Below are 20642 nucleotides of genomic sequence, written 5' to 3' on the forward strand. Positions count from 1 at the left end.
ATATGTAGGTTAAGTTCGATGACAGGGGGCGTACGGGAGGAAGATCGGGCATCGTCGCCCGAAGCGAGCGCCCCCATCGACCGTTCCGTTCGGAGGAGAGGCCCGCGTGACTACCGACGAGCAGCTTCTGAACTACCCGTTCCCCGGTGAGACGGCGCTTGAGCCGCCCGCCGAGTGGGAGCGGTTGCGTGAGCAGTGTCCCGTGGCCCATGTGAGGCTGCCCAGTGGCGACCAGGCCACACTGCTCACCAAGTACGACGACGTCAAGCGGGTGCTGGCCGACCCCCGCTTCACCCGACGACTCGACGCGCCCGACGCGGCCCGGCTCTCGGCGGAGGGCGACGGGGTGTTCAGCGGGGAGATGACGAAGATCGTCCCCGACACGGGTGAGGGCCACCAGCACTGGCGCCGCCTGGTCGCCAAGTGGTTCACCGCCAAACGGATGATCGCGCTGCGGCCCAAGATGACCGAGATCGCCGAGCGGCTCGTCGACGACATGGTCGCCGGTGGCGCCCCTGGCGACCTGCGGGCCGCCCTGGGCTTCCCGCTGCCGGTCTACGTGATCTGCGACATGCTCGGCGTGCCCGCCGAGGACCGGGACCGCTTCTCCCACTGGTCGGACGCGCTGCTCAACCTCACCCGCTACACCAAGGCGGAGACCGAGGCCTCCCAGCTTGAGTTCTTCCAGTACATGTCGGAGCACGTCACCGCCAAGCGCGCCGAGCCGGGCGACGACCTGCTCAGCGAGCTGATCGCGGTCGGCCCTCCCGAGGAGGGCGGCCTGTCCGACCTCCAGATCGTGGTCACCGGCATGGGACTGCTGGTCGCCGGGCACGAGACCACCGCCAACATGATCGGCAAGATGGTCGCCATGCTGCTGAGCGACCGGAGCCGGTGGGAGCGGCTGCTGGCCGACCCCTCGCTGGTGCGCACCGCGGTCGAGGAGGCGCTGCGCCTCGACGCCAACGCGGGCATCGGCCTGCCGCGTTACCTGCGCGAGGAGATCGAGGTCAGCGGCACGACCCTGCCCCGGGGCACCACCGTGATCTGCAGCATGGCCTCGGCCAACCGGGACGAGGGCGTCTTCGACGCGGCGGCCGAGATGGACATGACCCGCTCCCCCAACCCGCACCTGGCCTTCGGCTCCGGGATCCACTCCTGCCTCGGTCAGGCCCTGGCCCGTACCGAACTCCAGGTGGTCCTTGAGGTACTGCTGCGCAAGCTGCCCACCCTGGAGCTGGCCGTACCCCAGGAGGAACTGCGGCGGGTCGAGGGACTGGCCGTCGGCGGGCTGAGCGAGCTGCCGGTCCGGTGGTGAGGACCGTGGCGGCATTTGTTACGCGACGTCCATGGCGTCGACGTCCGTGACGGTGAAGGAGGAATCGGCATGAGTTTGAGAGTGAGCGTTGACCAGACGAGGTGCTGCGGCGCCGGACAGTGCGTGCTGACCGTGCCCGAGGTCTTCGACCAGCGCGAGGAGGACGGCATCGTCGTGCTGCTCGAACCCGCGCCCGCCGAGGAGCTGCACAGGGCGGTCCGTGAGGCCGCCGCCGTCTGCCCGACCTCGACGATCACGGTCCACGAGGACTGAGATCCCCGCCCCGGGGCCGTTGCCCCGGGGCTTTCGGCCCACGAACCATTTCACGACTCAGGGTTAATAATCGATTACTCTTGGTAGCCATTCTTCTGTCTCCGCATTAATGCCATGTCACACCCCACCGAGGCCGCATATACCGCCAATGGCAACAAATGACCGGAACGCCATTTCCACACAAAGACACACATAAAACACTTTGCCCTTTCTGGCAATCAGCGAACCGACCGAAAAGAAATGCAATACATACCCTGGGGTCATACACACCGCCTTTCCTGTCGTGCGATACATGAGCTGCACCACCTCTCCACGACCGCCTATCGGCAGAAAGGCAGAACAAAATGAGTGACTCCGAGGTCGCCAGCAAGGAAGCCCTCGCAGCAGCCCCGAAGATCTGGCGGCACACCATCCAGGCGAACCCTGCGGCGGCGGTCGCGTTCGTCAACAGGGCCCCTGCTCAGCAGGCAGGCGAAGCCGTCTTCTCCAACCGTTCCGACGGCAGAGTCGACGTCTACTACTTCCTCTAAGCCTTGACAACATGGCTGTGACCTCGAAGAACACTTAGAGGTCACAGCCGTACGGCAAGCCCCCCGCGGGGCCGCCCAACCGGGCGGCCCCGTTTTTCGTGCCCGGGAGACCTCCGCGGGGACGGCACGCCCGGTGCACGGACGGACACCCTCCCCCCGGGCACCGACCGGCGAATAAAAAACAGTGATCCCGTATCATCATCCGGCCGTTACATTAAATTAATTTTCAACTGATATGATGGAAACAATCACCCGGACACGCGCCTAGCATCGTCGTTCAACGGCTTGGAAACCGCGAAAGGAAACAGCCGATGAACGACGAGCACAGCCAGACCGCGCTCATGGCGGCGGCGGCCCGCGCCGCCCATCTGGTGGTCGACCGAGCACCCTTCATTTTCGAGGACACCCTCGCCGAGGCTCTGCTGGGCGACCGGGCCGAGGAGCTGATCGGCTACCACCGCGCCTACGGAGAGCACCTCATCCTGTCCGGTGTCCGCGCGCAGGTCACCACCCGTAGTCGGTACACCGAGCTTCGGCTGGCGGAACTGGCCGGGCTCGGGATGAGGCAGTACGTGATCCTCGGCGCGGGGCTGGACACCTTCGCCAACCGTTCACCGCTGGCCCGCGAGGTGACGGTCTTCGAGGTCGACCACCCCGCCACCCAGCGCTGGAAGCGCGGCCTGCTCGCGGCGGCGGGCCTCGCCCCGCAGGACGGGCCGGTCTTCGTGGAGACCGACTTCGAGGCCGACGACCTCGTCGAGCGGCTCGTCGCCCAGGGGTTCGACCCGGCGGCACCCGCCCTGGTCAGCTGGCTCGGCGTCAGCATGTACCTCACCGCCCAGGCCGTCGGCACCACGCTCACGGCGGTCGCCCGGCTGGCTCCCGGCAGCGAACTGGTCATGGAGTACGCCCTGCCGCCCGCCCTGTGCGACGAGACCGCGACCGCCTTCGGCCAGATGGCCATGGCCGCGGCGGCGGAACGCGGCGAGCCCTGGCTGAGCTTCTTCACCCCCGAGGAACTGTCCGCCGCGCTCGCGAAGCACGGCCTGACGGTCGCCGAGCACGTCGGCCAGCGGGAGGTCGCCGATCCGGAGAGCTGGCTGAGCAACGAGAGGCTGCTGCCGCCGGAGAACTGCCGCCTGGTCCGCTCGGTGGTCCCGGCCCCCGCCGCGTGACCCCTCCTACGGCGCCCGCCGGCTCCCGCCGTCGCCGTCGCGCTCGTCGCGGCCCCCGCCGCGCGACCTGCTGAACAGCCACAGCACCGCCACCACGGCGACCACCCCCAGGGTCGCGCCGGTGAACAGGCCGAACAGGGTGTCGAGGCCGTCGAACTCCCCGATCTCATCCTTTCCGACGACCAGCAACAACACCGTGAACACGACCTCGACCGCCAGAAGGACGCCGACCAGGGCGTAGAACCTCGGGCTGAGGAAGAAGCCCCGCCCCGGCCCCCGTGGCGGGGCGCTCAGCTCGGCGGCCGGTCCCAGACTGGCGGCCCTGGGACGCTTGAAGTACTCGAACCACACCCACGTCCCGCACGGCTCCCAGCCGTCGGGGGCGAGCGATTCGACGAGGCCGGGGCGGCGCGTCTCCCTGCGGTACTCCCACTGCTGGGGGTGCTCGGGGTCGCGGACACTGACGAACATGCCCTTGACGTCGACCTTCTCGACCTCCCAGCCCTGCGCGCCGTACTCGTTGAGCATCTTGACGTCGTGGAACAGGTCGGCGGTCCAGCGCCAGGTCTGGGCGCCCTCGACGGGCGGGGCCGAGGCGCCGGTCAGTTCGGCGGCCAGCTCGTCCGCCGGGCCGAACTCCTCCTCGGGGTCGCCACCGCTCTCGGCGAGGTAGGCCCGCAGGTCGGCGACGGTCGCCTCGACCCGGTCCGCGGGCATGCCCGCCTCGGTCATCGCGGCGGTGAGCCGCTCGAAGTAACCGTTCATCGTGACACCTCCTCCGCACCGCCCCTGCCGAGTACGGCGCGCACGGACTCGTCGAAACTCAGCCAGAGACCGCTCTGCTCGGCGAGCGTCCGCCTGCCCTGGTCGGTGAGCCGGTAGTAGCGGCGTCCCGGCCCGCGCTCGGTGACCCGGAACTCGGCGGTGACCAGCCCCGCCTCCTCAAGCCGGTTGAGCACCGGGTAGAGGGTGCCGCCCTTGATCTGGCCCAGGCCCGACTCGGCCAGGTCCTTGGCGATCTCGTAGCCGTAGTTCTCCCCGGACGTCAGGCTGGCCAGGACCAGCAGGTCGAGAACGCCCTTGAGCCAGCTCGCACGTCGGTCGCTCGTCACGGTCGCGATCCTACCTATGCCGCTTCCCTGACCAGCTCGGTCCGCTGCCGCCTGGAGAACGTGAGGGCGAACAGGTCGATCATCGCGTGGACCAGGATCGGCAGGAGCAGGTCGCCGGTCCTGAAGTAGAGGAAGGTCAGGCTGAGGCCGGCCACGGCGACCGGGACCATGCCGCGCCAGCCCTGGTAGAGGTGGCCCGCGACGAACACCGCGAGCGCGAGCCCCGCCGCGACCTCCCGGCTGAGGCCGAAGGCCTCCGTGCCGACGGCGATGAGCAGCCCCCGGAAGACGATCTCCTCGGTGATGCCCGCGGTCACCGAGAGTCCCGCGGCGTACCAGCGCTCGGTCCTCGTACGCGGCAGCAGGTGGCTGACGGCCTTCTGCTGGAGGGCGGCCTGAGCCGCCTTGGACGTCTTGGCCCCCCTGGCCGCCGCCCACCCGCGGGCGATCGAGACGACCGTCATGGTGAACACGGCACCGACGACCATCCCCAGGGTGGTGTCCGGCGGCCTGCTGACCACCAGGCCGATGTCCGCCAGGTCGAGGTTCGGCTCGATCGCGACGATCGCCAGCGCCACGGCGGCCACCGCCCACAGTTCGGCGCTCCAGATCGTGAGCATCCTGCGGTAGACGCCGGGGTCCTCGTCACGGGTACGGCCCAGCCGGTCGTAGGTGTGCTTGCCCGTCAGAGGGCTGACGACGGCCAGATAGACGACCAGTACGGCCGACAGCCCAAAGGCCAGAGGAGTGAACGACATGGGGGAAACCTCCGCTAAGTGCTTCGCTATCTAAACGGTAGAGCAACCTAGTTAGGAATACAACCTAGGTTGCGATGGCCACTTTCCACCGACAAATTGAGTTGTCTTGACAGTCCAAATCGTCGGCAATAGCCTGTGGCGGGACGAGAGCACATCGAAGGAGCGAGACCCATGCGCATCGTGATCAGCGAGTTCATGAGCCTGGACGGCGTCGTGCAGGCACCGGGCGGCCCCGAGGAGGACACCGACGGCGGCTTCACCCACGGCGGCTGGTCACACCCGTTCTTCGACCCCAAGGTCGTCGGCGGCTTCTTCGACGAAGGGCTGTCCGCGGCTCAGGCGTTGCTGTTCGGGCGTCGCACCTGGCAGACGATGGCCGCGGCCTGGCCGGAGCGCGGCGGCGACCCGTTCTCCGACCGGATGAACTCCATCCAGAAGTACGTGGTCTCGCGCACCCTCCGCGACGACGAGCTGACCTGGGAGAACACCAGCCTCCTGCCCGGTGAGGAGGCCGTGGCCCACATCCGGAAGCTGCGTGAGCAGGACGGGGGCGACCTGCTGGTCATGGGCAGCCCCACTCTGGCGCGCACCCTCATCGGTGAGGGCCTGGTCGACGAGCTCAGACTCGTCGTCATGCCGGTGATCCTCGGCGGCGGCAAGACGATCTTCCCCGGCGACGGCGCGCTGCGCGCCTTCGACCTGGTCTCCCTGGTCACCGCAACCACGGGGGCGCAGGTGTGCGTCTACCGCCCCGCCGTATCCGCCTGACCGTTTGACCGCGTCCCCGGCGTCCTCGCACGACCGCAGGACCGGTGTGATCGCATGACCGGCACGACCGCCGGATCGGTGTGACCGTGCGACCGATGATCGGTGTGACCGGTCACACCGGGACGGCGAAACACAGCAGCCCTCTCCGGATGCCGTCGGAGAGGGCTGCTGTTTTTACGCCTACGGTCACAGAAAGGACCGTGGCCCCCGGGGAGTCTCTACCAGCGCCGCCCGCGACTCGGCGAGGACGGCGGCCGCCTTGAGGTCGCCTTCCTCTCCGGGGCCCGTCGCCATCCGCGACACCGAAGCCCCCGACCAGACCCCCTACGTCGTACGCGCCGACGTCTGGGACGCCTTCATCCACGGCGCCGAAAACGGCGAGTTCGACTTCTGATCTCCGGTTCGGAGACGACGCCAATGAACCAGGCGAACGCCGGTTACCGGTTCACAGCAGGCGTCTCTGTATGACGTCGGCGAGGACGGCGTTCACGATCCTGCCGACTTCGCCGGGTCCCGGGGCTGTTCTCCCCCGGTCGGCGAACAGCAGGTGCCCGGCGCCGACCAGGGAGAGCGCGAGCGCGTCCGCGTCGGCGTCCACCGCGATGCGGCCCATCTCGCGTTCCTCCCTCAGGTAGCCGGCGACCATGACCGCGGCGTCCGCCAGGACCGGGACGCCGGGAGCCGGTCGGTCCTGACGCAGCCGGGCACGTAGTTCGTCGCGGAAGATGACGAGCCCGACGATCCCCACGGCGACCGGGTCGAACAGGTCGACCAACGCCTCGGTCAGGTTGCCCGCGACGTCTCCGGTCCCGGCCGAGTCGCGCAGGGTCGCGGCCTGACCCTCAAGCCGGGTGACGCGGTCCCGGACGAGGTCGGCGAGGAAGGCGTCGAAGTCCTCGAAGTGCCGGTGCAGGACCCCCTTGGCGACACCCGCCTCCGTCGTGACGGCCCGGCTGGTCAGGCCGTTCGCCCCGTCCTGGAGCAGGACTCGTTCGGCGGCGTCGAACAGCTGCTGCCGTACGTCCCGAAGAGCCACCCCGGTCGGCATCTCCGGCCCCTCCCTCTCCTCGAACCCTTCTTCGCTTACCGCGAACCGTAACCCGATTGTCGAGTGGGCATGTGCCCACTATGGTGGGCGCATGCCCACTCTAATGCGAGAGCAACCGGAACCCCAGCGGAACGAAGCCCATAAGGCCAGGCAGATGGCCGAGTCGTTCGGCGTCGACGCCGAACGCTACGACCGTGCCCGGCCTGCCTACCCCGACGCCCTGGTGCGGCGGATCATCGCCGACAGCCCCGGCCCCCACATCCTCGACGTCGGCTGCGGCACCGGCATCGAGGCCCGTCAGTTCCTGGCGGCCGGGTGTGAGGTGCTGGGGGTCGAGCCGGACGTGCGAATGGCCGAGTTCGCCCGCCGTACCGGGGTCGAGGTCGAGGTCGCGACCTTCGAGGACTGGGACGCGGCGGGCCGTACCTTCGACGCGGTCGTCGCGGGGCAGTCCTGGCACTGGGTCGATCCGGCCGTGGGCGCGGCCAAGGCGGCGCGGGTGCTGCGCCCCGGTGGCCTGCTCGCGGTGTTCGCCCACGCCTACGACGCGCCGCCCCCTGTCGCCGAGGCGTTCGCCACGGCCTTCGGGAAGGCCGTGCCCGACTCGCCGCTCGGCGCCGCGTCACCGAAACCGGCCAGGGACGTCTACCGGACGATGTTCACGACGTTCGCCGACGGCATCAGGAAGGCGGCCGTGTTCGGCGAGCCGGAACAGCTGCGGTTCGACTGGGAACACCACTACAGCCGTGCCGACTGGCTCGACCTGCTCCCCACCACCGGCGTGCTCACCCGGCTCCCCCCGGACAGGCTGGCCGAGATCCTTCAGGACGTCGGAGCCGCCATCGACGACATCGGAGGCGGCTTCACGATGACCTACACCACGATGGCCGTCACCGCGTCCCTGTCCCCCTGAGCCGTATCCACCGCCCAGGAGCCGTTCGGGGTTTGGATCATGTGGTCGTGGTCGAGCCGCGAAGGCGGAGTCCGGCCTTGGCACCGCCGCCCCGGCTCTGACTGAACGGCGTCGGGTCTAGGCCTCCTCGCATGCGATCTCGGGCGGGCAGGTGGCCTTCACGCCGCCGAACCTGACCCGGGTACCGCCAGGCACGCTCAGCCGGTAGTCGGCGCCGCAGTCGCCGCCCCCGCATTCGTAGTCGATGGCCATGCGGTCCTCGCGCCACGACTCGGTGTGGCGCTTGGGGCCGGTCCAGCGCAGCCTGCGGTCGACCACGACCTCGCCCGCAGGCCCGGTGACCACGGTGATCGTCACCGGGCCGCTGGAGTCGACCTCCATCTCGTCTCCGGCCAGCCGGTACGTGGTGTGGGTGGTCTCCGAAGCGGGCACGATCGGCTCGCGGCTGTTGCTGTGGATCAGTACCGCGCCCCCGGCGATCGCGGCGGCGGCCAGCAAGGTGGTGACTCCGAGGATCTTCTTCATGCCTCAAAGGTAGGAACTCGCGGCCCCGGCGAACGATGGTGCTGCGTTCCCACTTGAGGGTGGTGCTGGTATCACCCCCGAACCGGGGGCCATCATCATCCGCCGCGCGGCGGGGGAGAAGTTCATCCGTTGGTCCCATGCCACGCCACGATCGGGACTTCTAGCGTCAGGACCATGTTGCACGCACACCGCTGGCTTGCCACCGCCATCGCAGGGCTGGCCATGCTTCCCGGACTCCCCGCCCACGCCGCCTCGGCCGCTCCGACCTGGTGTCCCACGGTCCCCGGTCACCAGGTCGAATGCGACACCGTCAGCCGCCCGCTCGTCCAAGCCAACCCGGCGCTCGGTACCGTCGACGTCGCCTACGCCCTCATCCGCCGGTCCGCCGCCTCGGCCCCGGCCGCCGGCACCATCGCCGTCAACCCCGGTGGGCCCGGTAACGCGCCCATCCCCCTCACCGGCTTCTACACCGCCCTGCTCGAACCGCTTCTCACCGACCACGACCTCCTCCTGGTCGATCCGCGGGGCACGAACGCCTCCGGCGCCCTGAACTGCGGCCTCACCCTCGACACCCTGGCCGGACGGGCCGCGGTCCAAAGCGCCGTCGCACGCTGCGGTGCCGTACTCGGCCCTCGAAGCCGCGGCTACACCGCCACCGCCGTCAGTGACGACATCGACGCCGTCCGCGCACGCATCGGCGTCGAACGCCTCCATCTCATCGGGCAGTCCTACGGCACCTACCTCATGCAGGTCTACGCCCGCCGCCACCCCAGCCGCGTCGCGTCCATCGTTCTGTCCGGAGTCCTACCGGTCGACGCCGACCCGCTCCAGGGACCGGGCGCCCGCGCCTTCCCCGGCATGCTGCGCACCGTCTGCGAACGCAGCGCCGGAGCGTGCGACGCCGACACCGCCGTCGCCGATCTGCGCACGTTCGCCACCCGCCTCCGCGCGCGTCCGATCACGCTCGTCGTGCCCGACCCCGGTGGCGGTGCCAGCCGTACGGTGACCTTCACCGAGGGCATGCTGGCCAGCCTGGCCCTGCAGAACGCCGCCAGCAGCAGCCGCGGAAACCCCGCCACCATCGGGGTGATGGGCCGCTTTCCCGCCATGCTGCACGATGCCGTACGCGGTGACTACGGACGGCTCACCGCCTTGGCCCAGCGCCTGTGGCCCGGGCGTGGCGGCGACATCAACGAATCGACGGCCTCCGCCATGGGCTGCAACGACTTCCCCGTGCTGTGGCGGCCCAACGCACCGTTGACGCAACGCGCACGACAGTACGGCAGAGCGCTGGCGCGCACGGCACCCGGCCGGACCGGACCCTTCAGCCCCGAGGCGACCGGTTCGGCCCGCTACGGCTTCGGTGACTTCTGCCTGCAGTGGCCGAAGGTGAAGGGCGTACGCCCGTACAGGCCGTCGGGCACCGCGCCGGACGCACCGGTGCTGCTGCTCTCTGGCGATCTGGACGCCAACACACCCGCCACGCAGGCGGCGCAGGTCGCCCGATCGTTCACCCGCACCCGCCAGATCGTGCTGCCCAACCTCGGCCATCTGGTGGACTTCGAACGCAGCGGCTGCGTCACGGGTCTTGTCTCCCGGTTCGTCCGCACCGGCGACCCCGGTTCCACGGCATGCTCCGCTCTGATCCCGCCCCTCAAGGTCGAACCCGTCACTCCATAGCTCCGACGCCGTTCGGTCAGGGGATTCGAGGCCCGATCACGTGGCTGAGACCCCTCAGACCCCGAACAACTCCTAGATGAGGTCCAGGCCGCCGTCGACGGTGAGGACCTGGCCGGTCAGCCAGGTCGTGCCGGGATCGGCCAGACGCAGGATCCAGGTGGCGACCTCCCCGGGTTCGCCGCGACGACCGAGCGGGATGCGAGCGGCCTCGTCCTGCTTGATCTGCTCGACGACGGTCTCGGGCAGGCCGGCGGCGGCCAGGGCCTGGCTTTCCGTGGGGCCGGGGGCCAGGGCGTTGACGCGGATGCCGTCCCCGGCCAGTTCCAGGGCCCAGCTGCGGGTGAGCTGTTCGAGGGCCGCCTTGGAGGCGGCGTAGTGGGCGGCTCCGGGCAGGGGCCGGTGGCCGTAGGTGCTGGAGACGTTGACGATCGTGCCGCGCCCCTCACGCAGGTACGGCAGGGCGGCCCCGGCGAGCAGGCTGGGCGCGGTGACGTTGAGGGCGAACAGGTCCGTGATGCCTTCGGCGGTGACCTCGCCCAGGGGCGTCACCATGGTGGCTCCGGCGTTGTTGACCAGGACGTCCACCCTGCCCCACAGGCTGACGGAGGCGTCGACGACCTTCTGGGGCGCGTGCGGGTCGCGCAGGTCGGCGACGTGCACGGCGATCCCCGGATGACCGGCGGCGGTCTCCTCCAGTGACTGACCGCGGCGGGCGACGCCGAGCACGTCGGCACCGGCCTGGGCGAACGCCCGGGCGGTGGCGCGGCCGATGCCGGAGCCCGCGCCGGTGACGATGACCGCCCTGCCGGTGAAGTCCGCGCTGAGGTGTGCCCTGAGATCCGCGTGCGGCCGATCATTCCCCACAATCCCCCCATTGTTCGTCGTTCGTGAAACATCGAACAAGTTAGCATGGCAACTGTGAGACAAGCGCGACATCCCGGACTTGAGGAAATGAGCCTCGTGGCGGTGATGGGCGCTCTCAGCGACCCGATCCGCGTCGGCCTGGTGCGGGTGCTGGCCGACGGGCACGAACGGGGCTGGGGAGAGCTGCGCGCGCCCGTGGCCAAGTCGACGCTCAGCCATCACCTACGCGTACTGCGCGACGCCGGTCTCACCCGGACCCGCCAGGAGGGCACCCGCTGCTTCGTCGAGTTGCGCCGCGACGACCTGGACGCGCGCTTCCCCGGACTGCTTGATGCGGTGCTGGGGGTGGCCCGCGCCGACGACGTCGGCGCGCACGTCGGCGTGGCCGACGACCCCAACCACGCCTGAACCCGTACGGCTGAGCGGCCCGTACCCGGAAACGTCCGACGGCCGGTCTACCGGGGGCGGGAGGCCAGGGTCACGGCGGTGAGGAGGACCAGGGCGACGGCCAGGACCGGGACCGGGCCGAGGTTCAGGAAGAGGACCGCGCCGGTCAGGGCGCCGGTGAACAGGGCGGTTATCGAAACCGAACGGCGTAGCCCGGCCCGTTCCGGTGGGTCGGCGGCCAGGAGGGTGAGGGTGCTGGTCAGGACGGTGATGGTGACCAGGTCGGGCACCGCGAGACGACGTGCCGCGGCGTTCTGCAGGCCCATGCCGTACCCCAGCAGGGCGATCAGCGTCGCCCGGACGCCGGCCGTACGGTGGCCCGCCAGCAGGGCGACCACGAGGGCCGCCGCGACCAGGAGGGCGTGCACGGCCGTGAGGACCGTGAACTCCCGCCGCGCCCGCGGCATCCACCGGGCCAGGCGTCCGGTGCTCCAGGCCCCTGCGGTGAAGACCGCCACGGCCAGGGGCGGCGCCCAGACCGACAGCTGCGGGTCACCGGCCAGGGCGAAACCGAGGAAGGCCACGTTGCCGGTCATGTTGGCGACGAAGACCCGGCTCAGCCCGAGGAAGCTGAGCGCGTCCACGAGTCCGGTCGTGACGGTCAGCACGACCAGCAGGGCGGGCAGCACCCCGTGCCGGTTCGCCCCGGGAACGAACAGCAGGTCGGAGACCCGCCGCAGCCCGCCCCTCACGACCGTCCCCGCGTACGGCTCCGCGCCCCCACGACGCCGTTCATCCCCGAACTCCCCATCGCCGTGCCGACGTGAGACGGTTCCTACCCGCGAAGGCACCCGGACCCAACGCGAGGAGACGCCGCCCGCGCCACCGTTGTCGGAAACCGCCCGACCGGCTCGCCGTGCCGACCGCGGCTCTGAGGACCACCGCGCCGCTTCGTCAGGGATCCCCGACCGGCCACGACCCTGAGGACCACCGCGCCGTCCTCGTCGGCGACCGCCCGACCCCGCTCCGGGGCACGGCGGGCCGAGGTGGCCTGATCCGGTCTCCGGGAACTCCGGTGGTGACGCGGCCGTTGGCCGAATGATCACATCTCACAGGCATCGGTAGCAGGAGAGGAAGCCGTGATCTTCAAACGGATGCTGGGAGCCTTCGGTGTCGGAGGTCCCTCGGTGGACACGGTTCTGGCCACCCCTCGTGTACAGCCGGGCGGGACGCTGCACGGCGAGGTGCGCATCAAGGGTGGTGACTTCGACGCCGAGATCGAGTACGTCTCGCTCGGCCTGGTCGCCAGGACCGAGTCCGAGCACGGCGACGGAGAGTACGTGGGGCTGGTGGAGTTCCACAACGTCTCGGTCTCCGGGCCGTTCTCCCTGCGCACCGGTCAGGACAGGGTGATCCCCTTCCAGATCACCGTCCCGTGGGAGTCGCCGATCTCGGAGGTCGGCGGTCAGCACCTGCACGGCATGGCCCTGGGGGTGCGCACCGAGTTGTCCATCGCCGCCGCCGTCGACAAGGGCGACATGGACCCGCTGGTGATCGAGCCGCTGGCCTCCCAGGAGGCTGTGCTGCGGGCCTTCTCCCAGCTCGGGTTCCACTTCAAGAGCGCCGACCTGGAGACCGGCCACATCCGTGGCGTCCACCAGCAGCTGCCGTTCTACCAGGAGATCGAGTTCTATCCGCCGCCCGCCTACTCGGGGCGGATCAACGAGGTCGAGCTGACCTTCGTCACCAACCCGGGCGGGTTCGACCTCATCCTGGAGGCCGACAAGCGTTCGGGCGGCCACAGCCACGGCGGAGACTCCTTCGCCCACTGGCAGAGCGACCACCACGGGGCGCCGCACCGCGACTGGGCCGGTGAGATCAACAACTGGCTCGCCGCCCTGTCCCACGGCGGTCACGGTGGCTTCTCCGGCCATCACGACCCCTACGCCCACGGCGGGTACGGCGGGCACCACGACGAGTACCACGGCGGCCATCATGGCGGTCACCACGGTGGGGGTCCCGGCTGGGGCACGGTCGCGGCGGCCGGAGCGGCCGGTCTGGTCGGTGGTTTCGTCGCGGGCGAGGTCGTCGAGGAGATCTTCGAGGGCGACGACGAGGGCGAAGGCGACTGGTAGGACCGCCGCCCGGCCTGGACGGGCGGTACGGCCTCGAACGACCTCGTCCGGCTTCGGATGCGCCCTGCCATACGGCCTTGGACCGCCCCAGCCGGTCGGCCTCGGATGTGTCCGGCCGTACGGCCTCGGATCCAGGTGGTGAGAGGTGATGTGGCCCCCGCCCTGACACGGGCGGGGGCCACATCTGTTCTCGTGGAAGGGGCGGCTACGACCGGCGCCTGCCGTACTGGCCTGCGGCGAAGGCGACGCCGACCGCGGCCAGGGCGATCTGGATGACGAGCTCGATCCAGTCGACCCCGCGGGTGCTGGCCACGCCGAGCACGGTCGCGATCGCCGTGCCGATCAGCGCGGCGACGACGCCGATCACGACGGTGAGCCAGACCGGGATGTTCTGACGGCCGGGAACGACGAGTCGTCCGAGGACGCCGATCACAAGACCGACGACGATTGCGGAGATGATGCCGGTCACTGCCATGGTGCGCACACTCCTGTGAGCTGCCTCCGACCGGGGGGTGGAGGCGGTCAACCTGACGTCGCGTCAACGACCGGGCGCCCCGTCGCGGTTCCCGGAGTTCTGAGCGCCGCCCCGTGAGGCGGCGGCGCTCAGAAGGTCATCAGGAACTCGTAGACGTTCAGCAACGTCATCAGGATCCACAGAGCGACGGCGGGAAACCGGGCGCGTCTCCACCAGAGACCACCCCCGCCAGACAGAACCACGATGTTCTCTCCCTCGATCGCGGCCCCCCTCCTACTCTGCCCGATGCGCCCGGGGTTCGGGGGCAACGTCATGCAAAGCCACACCGGGTTCCCTCCCGCCCGTGTCCGTCTCCTGAGAGCGATTTCCCGGGCCCCGCGTGTGCTCCGCCCCTCACCGGTACGCTCGGGGTATGATCCGCGACCTTTTGAACGTCTATGACCAGCAGATGCGCGGTGTCCCTCTCAGACCCCCTTCCGGTGTCTCCCACGAGCAGGACGGTCCGGTGCTGCGGGTCGTCGGCGAGCACCGGGGGCTGGTGACAGGGCCCCGTGACCTGGGGATCGAGGGCGCGGCTCTGGACACACTGATCGCCAGGCAGCGCGACTACTTCGCGGCGCGCGGTGAGGCGGTCGAGTGGAAGACGCGGGGGCACGACCACCCCGAGGACATCGTGGAACGGCTGGTGAAGGCCGGTTTCCACGCCGAGGAGACCGAGACGGTCATGATCGGCCTGGTGTCCGAGACGGCGGCCGAGCCGGTCCTGCCCGCCGGGGTCGTCCTGCGGGAGGTCCACGACCTGGCCGACCTGCGGCGCATCGCCGCGATGGAGTCCGAGGTGTGGGACACCGACATGGGGTGGCTGGTCGACGACCTCTCGGCGCGGCTGACCACCGCGCCGGACGACATGACCGTGCTGGTCGCCGAGGCCGACGGGCGGGTGGTCTCCGCGGCGTGGCTGGTCTACCGGCCGGGTACGGAGTTCGCCTCGCTCTGGGGCGGTTCGACGCTGGTCTCCTGGCGCGGCAGGGGCATCTACCGGGCGCTGGTCGCCGAGCGGGCGCGCAGGGCGGCCTCACGCGGAGTGCGTTATCTCCAGGTCGACGCCTCCGACGACAGCAGGCCGATCCTGGCCCGGCTCGGCTTCCACGCCGTCACCACGACCACCCCCTACGTCTGGGCCCCCTGACGCCGGTCGGCGAGAGATCGCCGAGAGCGCCTCGTGGGCGGTCAGCCGGTGCCCGGTCGCGGCCGGGTGGTCGCCGTCGTCGGCGAGCAGGGCGGTTCGGCCCTCCCCGCCGGGGGCACGTACGCTGCTCCCGCCTCCGTCAGGTTCTTCTAAGGGTTTCGTACGCCAGGACGGCGTGCGGTGACTTTCCTCACTCCTCACGTTATCCATGAGGTCCCACCCCAGGTCAGGCCGTACGGCACGGCGGCGATCACCGGGACCGGCATAACGCTTGCCTGTGAACCATCTCCCGCTTTCTCCGCTTAACCCACGACCATGGAACGCTCTGGACAAAGCGAACAGTGAGTGTCGGATGGAGACCAAGGTGTCATCGGGTAACGCGGGATCGACGTGGCGTCTCCGCGGCCGGGCGATCGCCTCGGCCGCCGCGATCGTCGCTGTGACGCTGGTCGCGGCGGCCTGCTCGACCGGCGGGGAGGAGGGCCCGGCGACCCCCGACGCGCAGCGGTTCAGCGCCGCTCCCGAGGCCTCACCCGTCAAGATCGCCAAGCCTCCGTCGGTCGACCCCGGATGGCCCCGCTGGGGCTTCACCCACACCGGGGTCAGCGCCAACAACATCACCGAACGGTTCGAACGGGACGTGAGCCGGGCGCTCGCCCCGACCCCGCTCCTGCAGAACCAGCACATCATGGGCTTCGGCGCGCTCAACCCCGAACCCCACCCCGGGGACTACTACTGGGAGGACCTCGACAGCCGGATGAACCTCATGCGGCAGTCCGGCGGCACCCCCGTCATCACGCTCTGCTGCGCGCCCGACTGGATGAAGGGCGGCCCCCAGGGGCCGACGGAGGAGTCCGCCTGGAAGGAGCACCTGGAGGACGCCCCCTACCCCGAGCACTTCGACGACTTCGCCGAACTGAGCGCGGCCGTCGCCGCGAGGTACCGCGACGTCAAGTACTTCATGGTCTGGAACGAGCTCAAGGGGTTCTGGAAGGACCACGCCAAGCCCGCCGACTACAAGGGCTACACCGAGCTGTACAACAAGGTCTACGACGCGGTGAAGAAGGTCAGGCCCGACGCCAACATCGGCGGGCCGTACATCGGCTTCGACACCAACCGTGAGGGCGACTCCGAGCTGCGGGGGCCGTGGGGGGTCGTCAACCAGAACGTCCTGGACGCCTTCGACTACTGGTTCGAGAACAAGAGGGGCGCCGACTTCGTCGTGGTGGACGGCGCCTCGCTGACCGACGCCCACGAGATGCTGCCCGACGCCTTCGGCGCGCTGGGCAAGTTCAGCGCGGTCACCTCCTGGCTGCGGAAGAAGACCGGGGACATGCCGATCTGGTGGTCGGAGTGGTACTTCGTCCCCGAGGACGGCACCTCGTGGCCCCTGCCCAAGCGGCTTGCCGTACAGGCGGCCTCGATGATCGAGTTCGCCAGGAGCGGCGCGGCGACCGCGCTGTACTGGAACCCGCAGGCCAAGAACGACCCCTGCGACGGCTGCATGTGGGACCCGAAGTCCGGCGCCCTGCTGCCGACCGGCAATCTGGTGAACGACTTCGCCAGATGGTTCCCCGCCGACGCCAAGCTCCAGGACGTCACCTCCTCCGACCCCGCGGTCCGGGTGCTGGCCCAGCCCCGGCAGCTGGTGATGGTCAACACCACCGAGGAGAAGGTCGACGCGACCGTGGACGGCAGGAAGGTCACCCTCCAGCCCTACGAGGTCAAGTGGAGCGCCCGCTGACCCGGGTCATTCGAGACGGGTCGGCGGGGTGTGGACCTGCTGGAAGATCACCGAGGTCTTGAAGCCGACGATCTCCCGGCGTTTGCTGAGGCGGTCCAGCAGGAAGGCGTGCAGGTGCTCCAGGTCCTGCACGGCGACGTGGAGCAGGAAGTCCTCGTCCCCCGCCACGACGAAGACGCTGAGCACCTCGGGCAGCGCCGCCGCGGCGCGCTGGAAGGTGTCGATGACCTCCCGGCTCAGCGGCCGCACCCGGACGGAGATCATCGCCTGGGTGGTCCGGTTGAGCGCCGCCGGGTCGATGTCGGCGTGATAGCCGCGGATGACGCCCCGGCGGGTGAGGGCGCGGACCCGTTCCAGACAGGTCGAGGGGGCGACGCCGAGCTGTCTGGCCAGTTCCCTGTTCGACTGCCGCGCATTCGTTTGGAGCAGGCGCACTATCTCCGAATCAAGTTCGTCCATGCGTGGATCATCACGGGTTTTCCGGCCGAACGTTCGGTGACAGCGCCGATCAACCGTTCATGTGACTAGCTTCTGGCGGTATGACAGGACACAAGCTGGGCGCCTGGCAGGGAACGGCGTTGCTGGTCGGGGCGGTCCTCGGGCCGGGGATGCTGGTGCTCCCCCACCTCGCGGCCGTCTCGGCGGGCCCCGCCTCGGTGCTGGCGTGGGTCGGGTTGCTGGCGCTGAGCGTGCCGGTCGCGGCCACGTTCGCGGCACTGGGCACCCGCAACCCGGGGGGCGGCGGGGTCTCGGCCTTCGTGAGGCCGGTGTTCGGACCACGGGTTTCCGCGATGGTCGGCTGGTGGTTCTACGGCGCGGTGCCCATGGGCACACTGGCCGGGGCGCTCATCGGCGGCCAGTACGTGGCGGCGAGCCTCGACGTCACCGGAACGGGCGCCTCCGGCCTCGCGGGCGTGGTCGCGGGAGCACTGCTCGCGGGGGCGCTGACGGCCAACGCGGCGGGGCTGCGGGTCTCGGGACGGCTACAGCTGGTCATGGTGCTGACGCTCGTCGGGCTGCTGGTGGTCGCCGTCGCGGCGGCCGCCCCCTCGATGACGACCGCCCATTTCACCCCTTTCGCCCCGTACGGCCTGGCCGGGGTGGCCGACGCGGCCGGGGTGCTGCTGTTCGCGTTCGTCGGCTGGGAGGTGGCCAGCCACCTGTCCGGTGAGTTCGCCGACCGGCGGCGCGGGCTCATCCGGGCGACCGGGGCGACGCTGGCCGTGATCGCGGTGCTGTACCTGGGGGTCGCGTTCGTGGCGACGGGCACGGGCGCGACACGGAGCCCGGTGCCGCTGACCGTCCTGCTGGAGATGGGCGTCGGACCCGTGGCGCGGCCGGTGACCGGTGTGGTCACGCTGCTGCTGACGTTCGGGGCGGTCAACACCTACATCGCGGGGGCCGCCCGGCTCGGAGCCGCCCTGGCCGCCGAGGGCGCCCTGCCCCGCCGTTTCGCCGACCCGGCCGGTGGGGTACGGCGGAGCCTGGGGCTGCTGGCGACGTTGACGGTCGGGGTCGCGGTGGTGGCGCTGGTCTCCGGGCTGGGGGTGGACCCGTTGATGCGGGCCACGTCCGCGTGCCTGGCCGCGGTGACGACGGCGGGCACCGCCGCGGCGATCCCGACGCTCACCGGGGGCAGGCGGGCGGTCGCCGTCACGGCGACGATCTCCTCGGGGGTGGCGACGGCGTTCTGCGGGTGGTACCTGCTGGTCCCGCTCGCCCTGGCGGCGGTCGCCGTACTCGGGTTCCGTGCCCGCCCGGCCCTGGCCGTGCGGGGAAGGTAGGCCGCTACGCGCGGTGGTCGCCGTGCGCCTCGGGCAGCCCGCCCACCTGGGCCGGTTGGTCGCGGAAGGTGGAGGCTAGGACGCGTTCCTGGGCGCGGGCGCCCCACTCCTCGACGCGGCGGCGTCCGCCGGGAAGGGCGCCGAGCACGCGGTAACGGAAGGTGTTGCCCACGATCGCGAGGACGGGCGCCCACGGCAGGCGGGCCGGAAGTCCGAGATCACGCATGCCGGACAGACCGACGAACGCGGTGAGCATGCTCAGGGCGCGGGCCCGCTCATAGCGCTGGTGCATACGCTCGACCAGGGCGTTCCCGTGGCCGAAGGCGCGCATGCGCTGGGCGTCGACGGTCACGCGGGCCAGGTCCCTGCCCGCCTGGGACTGTCCCCCCGCGGACAGCAGGATGTGGTAGTTCATCCGGTGCCGCACGTTCTCCTCGTCCGTGAGGAAGTCGGGGGCGACGCCCATCAGCCATCCGACGTAGCGCCACAGGTGCATGAGGTCGTCACGTTGCCTGCGGCTGAGGGGCACCCCCAGCGCGAGACAGCCCAGGATCACGGCGGCGTCGAACAGTCCCAGCGTTCCCGCCTGGTCGGCCTGGTTGACCGGCAGCCCCCAGCGCCCGCTGTCCCACCGCGGCTCGAACCGTGAGTTGACCAGGGCGTGCATCGCGCGCACGTGGACGGTCAGCCGCCACCCCTCGGCGCCGGGTCGCATGCCGCCGGGCCGGGTGACCTCGTGCGTCCACTTCTGGGTCTCGGCGAGGCGCCTGAGAGCGTTGTCGCCGCCGAGTCCCTCGGTGAGGACGAGGAGGTCGGCCGGTCCGCCGAAACGGTAGCCCCCGATCAGCGACAGGTCCAGAAGCACGTCGTTCGCGTTGCGGCCGAGGTAGCGGAAGGCCACGGCGCCCCGCTCGACCCGATCCCAGTCGACCCATTCGGGCACCTCGACGAGTTCGTCCATGAACCGCCTGAGCGCGGGCGGCAGGTCGTCCGCCCGGTGGGGCGCGTCCCGGAGGGCGGCGGCCACCTGGCGGTGCGTGACACGGCCGGGGTCGCCAGCGGGAAGGCTCATCGCCCCGGCCAGGTCGGCTCCGAGTTCGTCACGCTCCAGCAGGGCGGCGCGGAGCCGTTCCATGAACGACTCGTCGACCTCGGCGCCGACGCGGGTGAGCCGGAGCATCGGACGGGAGATGTCCCGGCCGCGCTGTTCGGCCTCTCGGAAGCGAGTGGGGTGGCACTCGGTGACAACGGGGGTCATATCCACATTGATAACGCGATAAATCACCCGCATCCAATCCGCATATGCCCGGAATGCGCCTCAGCAGGGACGATGCCGGACCACGGTGTCGTGGCGACCGGCTCGTCGGGAGAGCCTTCGCTCCGCCGAGCCGGTCCCGTACGGCCCGCACGTCCTTGATCCGGGGGCCGGACACGACCAGGGCCTCCCCGCGGTGACGGGGAGGCCCTGGTCGGGTGAAGGTCAGGAGAAGACCTGCTGGATGACGCTCTCGCCGTCGCCGACGATCCTGCGGAAACGGCGGGCCAGTTCGACCGCCTCCTCCTTGGAGCGCACCTCGACCAGGGCGAACCCGGCCACGGCCTCCTTGGCCTCCGCGAACGGGCCGTCCGTCACGGTGATCTCCCCACCGGAGGAGACCAGCCGTACGCCCGCGGGCTCCAGGCCGCCGGTGGCCAGCAGGACGCCGGCCGCCGTCAGTTCCTCGACGAAGGCCGCCATCTCGGCGTACAGCCGCTCGTCGGGGGCGGTCTCGGAGGGCTTGGTGGTCATCAGGTAGCGCATGGTGGTTCCTCTTTCTCGGTGTGCTGTTCCATTCTCCGCCCCTACGTCGATCGAGCGATGTAGGGGCGGAGAATGGCCACCGCGCCCAGCACAAGCACCACACCGCCGACCGCCGGCACACCCCCCACCCCAACAACACCCACACAACCCACACCACCCAACC

The 20642-nt window shown here is 70.3% G+C and carries 24 protein-coding genes; 13 read left to right on the plus strand and 11 right to left on the minus strand.

All coding sequences use genetic code 11. The features are described from left to right. Positions 1 to 106 precede the first annotated feature (106 nt). The 4 genes from ABZ470_RS38880 to ABZ470_RS38895 all read left to right on the plus strand — a co-directional run bounded on the left by ABZ470_RS38880 (position 107) and on the right by ABZ470_RS38895 (position 3296). Positions 107 to 1318, plus strand: coding sequence for a cytochrome P450 (locus ABZ470_RS38880; RefSeq protein WP_352015411.1), 1212 nt, complete (start codon positions 107 to 109; stop codon positions 1316 to 1318). Between the two features lie 75 nt (positions 1319 to 1393). Continuing rightward, a complete protein-coding gene (locus ABZ470_RS38885) occupies positions 1394 to 1591 on the plus strand; it encodes a ferredoxin (protein ID WP_352015502.1) in 198 nt (65 codons plus the stop codon). Between the two features lie 344 nt (positions 1592 to 1935). Further along, entirely contained in the window at positions 1936 to 2121 is a 186-nt protein-coding gene (locus ABZ470_RS38890; protein ID WP_362784152.1) for a hypothetical protein, read from the plus strand. A gap of 311 nt (positions 2122 to 2432) precedes the next feature. Then, positions 2433 to 3296: an SAM-dependent methyltransferase gene (locus ABZ470_RS38895; protein WP_362917869.1), complete on the plus strand. Its 864-nt coding sequence runs from the start codon at positions 2433 to 2435 to the stop codon at positions 3294 to 3296. Positions 3297 to 3302: 6 nt separating this feature from the next. Here the strand turns inward: ABZ470_RS38895 and ABZ470_RS38900 are convergent, their stop codons facing one another. Genes ABZ470_RS38900 through ABZ470_RS38910 form a run of 3 tightly spaced genes read right to left on the minus strand, consistent with a single transcriptional unit; the run spans position 3303 to position 5166 of the window. After that, on the minus strand, positions 3303 to 4061 hold the full coding sequence (locus ABZ470_RS38900) for a hypothetical protein (protein WP_362917871.1): 759 nt from the start codon (positions 4059 to 4061) through the stop codon (positions 3303 to 3305). After that, positions 4058 to 4408: a PadR family transcriptional regulator gene (locus ABZ470_RS38905; RefSeq protein WP_352015415.1), complete on the minus strand. Its 351-nt coding sequence runs from the start codon at positions 4406 to 4408 to the stop codon at positions 4058 to 4060. Before ABZ470_RS38905 ends, ABZ470_RS38900 begins: the two co-directional genes overlap by 4 nt. Positions 4409 to 4422: 14 nt before the next feature. Beyond that, positions 4423 to 5166, minus strand: coding sequence for a CPBP family intramembrane glutamic endopeptidase (locus tag ABZ470_RS38910; protein WP_362917873.1), 744 nt, complete (start codon positions 5164 to 5166; stop codon positions 4423 to 4425). Positions 5167 to 5337: 171 nt separating this feature from the next. On the opposite strand from ABZ470_RS38910, the gene ABZ470_RS38915 reads away from it, so the two are divergent. Both ABZ470_RS38915 and ABZ470_RS38920 read left to right on the plus strand, forming a co-directional pair. Then, a complete protein-coding gene (locus tag ABZ470_RS38915; RefSeq protein WP_362917876.1) occupies positions 5338 to 5934 on the plus strand; it encodes a dihydrofolate reductase family protein in 597 nt (198 codons plus the stop codon). A gap of 259 nt (positions 5935 to 6193) precedes the next feature. Then, positions 6194 to 6328, plus strand: a complete 135-nt coding sequence (locus ABZ470_RS38920; protein WP_362917878.1) for a DUF397 domain-containing protein — start codon at positions 6194 to 6196, stop codon at positions 6326 to 6328. A 51-nt stretch (positions 6329 to 6379) separates the two neighbouring features. On the opposite strand, the gene ABZ470_RS38925 is transcribed toward ABZ470_RS38920, so the two are convergent. Further along, a complete protein-coding gene (locus ABZ470_RS38925; protein ID WP_362917880.1) occupies positions 6380 to 6982 on the minus strand; it encodes a TetR family transcriptional regulator in 603 nt (200 codons plus the stop codon). Positions 6983 to 7136: 154 nt separating this feature from the next. On the opposite strand from ABZ470_RS38925, the gene ABZ470_RS38930 reads away from it, so the two are divergent. Further along, positions 7137 to 7895, plus strand: a complete 759-nt coding sequence (locus tag ABZ470_RS38930) for a class I SAM-dependent methyltransferase (RefSeq protein WP_362917882.1) — start codon at positions 7137 to 7139, stop codon at positions 7893 to 7895. A gap of 117 nt (positions 7896 to 8012) precedes the next feature. On the opposite strand, the gene ABZ470_RS38935 is transcribed toward ABZ470_RS38930, so the two are convergent. Beyond that, positions 8013 to 8420, minus strand: a complete 408-nt coding sequence (locus tag ABZ470_RS38935; protein ID WP_362917884.1) for a hypothetical protein — start codon at positions 8418 to 8420, stop codon at positions 8013 to 8015. Positions 8421 to 8594: 174 nt separating this feature from the next. Between ABZ470_RS38935 and ABZ470_RS38940 the strand changes: the two genes are divergently transcribed. Further along, positions 8595 to 10100, plus strand: a complete 1506-nt coding sequence (locus tag ABZ470_RS38940; protein WP_362917886.1) for an alpha/beta fold hydrolase — start codon at positions 8595 to 8597, stop codon at positions 10098 to 10100. A 72-nt stretch (positions 10101 to 10172) separates the two neighbouring features. Here ABZ470_RS38940 and ABZ470_RS38945 read toward each other — a convergent pair whose 3' ends face one another. After that, entirely contained in the window at positions 10173 to 10964 is a 792-nt protein-coding gene (locus ABZ470_RS38945) for an SDR family oxidoreductase (RefSeq protein ID WP_362917888.1), read from the minus strand. A 54-nt stretch (positions 10965 to 11018) separates the two neighbouring features. Between ABZ470_RS38945 and ABZ470_RS38950 the strand changes: the two genes are divergently transcribed. After that, positions 11019 to 11372, plus strand: a complete 354-nt coding sequence (locus ABZ470_RS38950; RefSeq protein ID WP_362917890.1) for a metalloregulator ArsR/SmtB family transcription factor — start codon at positions 11019 to 11021, stop codon at positions 11370 to 11372. A 47-nt stretch (positions 11373 to 11419) separates the two neighbouring features. Here the strand turns inward: ABZ470_RS38950 and ABZ470_RS38955 are convergent, their stop codons facing one another. Then, on the minus strand, positions 11420 to 12103 hold the full coding sequence (locus ABZ470_RS38955) for a YoaK family protein (RefSeq protein ID WP_362917892.1): 684 nt from the start codon (positions 12101 to 12103) through the stop codon (positions 11420 to 11422). Between the two features lie 387 nt (positions 12104 to 12490). On the opposite strand from ABZ470_RS38955, the gene ABZ470_RS38960 reads away from it, so the two are divergent. After that, positions 12491 to 13486, plus strand: a complete 996-nt coding sequence (locus ABZ470_RS38960; protein WP_362917894.1) for a sporulation protein — start codon at positions 12491 to 12493, stop codon at positions 13484 to 13486. A gap of 205 nt (positions 13487 to 13691) precedes the next feature. Here the strand turns inward: ABZ470_RS38960 and ABZ470_RS38965 are convergent, their stop codons facing one another. Then, positions 13692 to 13961 carry a GlsB/YeaQ/YmgE family stress response membrane protein gene (locus tag ABZ470_RS38965; protein WP_362917896.1) on the minus strand — a complete coding sequence of 90 codons (270 nt, stop codon included), beginning with the start codon at positions 13959 to 13961 and terminating at the stop codon, positions 13692 to 13694. 412 nt (positions 13962 to 14373) lie between these two features. Here ABZ470_RS38965 and ABZ470_RS38970 point away from each other — a divergent pair, with 412 nt between their 5' ends. Together ABZ470_RS38970 and ABZ470_RS38975 are read left to right on the plus strand one after the other, a co-directional pair. Further along, positions 14374 to 15150, plus strand: a complete 777-nt coding sequence (locus ABZ470_RS38970; protein WP_362917898.1) for a GNAT family N-acetyltransferase — start codon at positions 14374 to 14376, stop codon at positions 15148 to 15150. Positions 15151 to 15514: 364 nt separating this feature from the next. After that, entirely contained in the window at positions 15515 to 16894 is a 1380-nt protein-coding gene (locus tag ABZ470_RS38975) for a xylan 1,4-beta-xylosidase (protein WP_362917900.1), read from the plus strand. Positions 16895 to 16900: 6 nt separating this feature from the next. Here ABZ470_RS38975 and ABZ470_RS38980 read toward each other — a convergent pair whose 3' ends face one another. Then, positions 16901 to 17353 carry an Lrp/AsnC family transcriptional regulator gene (locus ABZ470_RS38980; RefSeq protein WP_352015432.1) on the minus strand — a complete coding sequence of 151 codons (453 nt, stop codon included), beginning with the start codon at positions 17351 to 17353 and terminating at the stop codon, positions 16901 to 16903. 80 nt (positions 17354 to 17433) lie between these two features. On the opposite strand from ABZ470_RS38980, the gene ABZ470_RS38985 reads away from it, so the two are divergent. Further along, entirely contained in the window at positions 17434 to 18678 is a 1245-nt protein-coding gene (locus tag ABZ470_RS38985; protein ID WP_362917902.1) for an amino acid permease, read from the plus strand. A 4-nt stretch (positions 18679 to 18682) separates the two neighbouring features. Here ABZ470_RS38985 and ABZ470_RS38990 read toward each other — a convergent pair whose 3' ends face one another. Both ABZ470_RS38990 and ABZ470_RS38995 read right to left on the minus strand, forming a co-directional pair. Continuing rightward, a complete protein-coding gene (locus ABZ470_RS38990) occupies positions 18683 to 19936 on the minus strand; it encodes an oxygenase MpaB family protein (RefSeq protein ID WP_362917904.1) in 1254 nt (417 codons plus the stop codon). A gap of 222 nt (positions 19937 to 20158) precedes the next feature. After that, positions 20159 to 20479, minus strand: a complete 321-nt coding sequence (locus tag ABZ470_RS38995; protein ID WP_352015435.1) for a YciI family protein — start codon at positions 20477 to 20479, stop codon at positions 20159 to 20161. Between the last annotated feature and the right edge of the window lie 163 nt (positions 20480 to 20642).

The organism is Streptosporangium sp. NPDC020072 (assembly GCF_040631445.1).
Taxonomy (GTDB): domain Bacteria; phylum Actinomycetota; class Actinomycetes; order Streptosporangiales; family Streptosporangiaceae; genus Streptosporangium.

Coding starts and splice junctions, on each gene's coding strand:
- ABZ470_RS38890 (WP_362784152.1), top strand. CDS start 1,936: ATGAGTGACTCCGAGGTCGCCAGCAAGGAAGCCCTCGCAGCAGCCCCG.
- ABZ470_RS38965 (WP_362917896.1), bottom strand. CDS start 13,961: ATGGCAGTGACCGGCATCATCTCCGCAATCGTCGTCGGTCTTGTGATC.
- ABZ470_RS38915 (WP_362917876.1), top strand. CDS start 5,338: ATGCGCATCGTGATCAGCGAGTTCATGAGCCTGGACGGCGTCGTGCAG.
- ABZ470_RS38935 (WP_362917884.1), bottom strand. CDS start 8,420: ATGAAGAAGATCCTCGGAGTCACCACCTTGCTGGCCGCCGCCGCGATC.
- ABZ470_RS38895 (WP_362917869.1), top strand. CDS start 2,433: ATGAACGACGAGCACAGCCAGACCGCGCTCATGGCGGCGGCGGCCCGC.
- ABZ470_RS38995 (WP_352015435.1), bottom strand. CDS start 20,479: ATGCGCTACCTGATGACCACCAAGCCCTCCGAGACCGCCCCCGACGAG.
- ABZ470_RS38900 (WP_362917871.1), bottom strand. CDS start 4,061: ATGAACGGTTACTTCGAGCGGCTCACCGCCGCGATGACCGAGGCGGGC.
- ABZ470_RS38910 (WP_362917873.1), bottom strand. CDS start 5,166: ATGTCGTTCACTCCTCTGGCCTTTGGGCTGTCGGCCGTACTGGTCGTC.
- ABZ470_RS38925 (WP_362917880.1), bottom strand. CDS start 6,982: ATGCCGACCGGGGTGGCTCTTCGGGACGTACGGCAGCAGCTGTTCGAC.
- ABZ470_RS38980 (WP_352015432.1), bottom strand. CDS start 17,353: ATGGACGAACTTGATTCGGAGATAGTGCGCCTGCTCCAAACGAATGCG.
- ABZ470_RS38990 (WP_362917904.1), bottom strand. CDS start 19,936: ATGACCCCCGTTGTCACCGAGTGCCACCCCACTCGCTTCCGAGAGGCC.
- ABZ470_RS38970 (WP_362917898.1), top strand. CDS start 14,374: ATGATCCGCGACCTTTTGAACGTCTATGACCAGCAGATGCGCGGTGTC.
- ABZ470_RS38985 (WP_362917902.1), top strand. CDS start 17,434: ATGACAGGACACAAGCTGGGCGCCTGGCAGGGAACGGCGTTGCTGGTC.
- ABZ470_RS38940 (WP_362917886.1), top strand. CDS start 8,595: ATGTTGCACGCACACCGCTGGCTTGCCACCGCCATCGCAGGGCTGGCC.
- ABZ470_RS38930 (WP_362917882.1), top strand. CDS start 7,137: ATGGCCGAGTCGTTCGGCGTCGACGCCGAACGCTACGACCGTGCCCGG.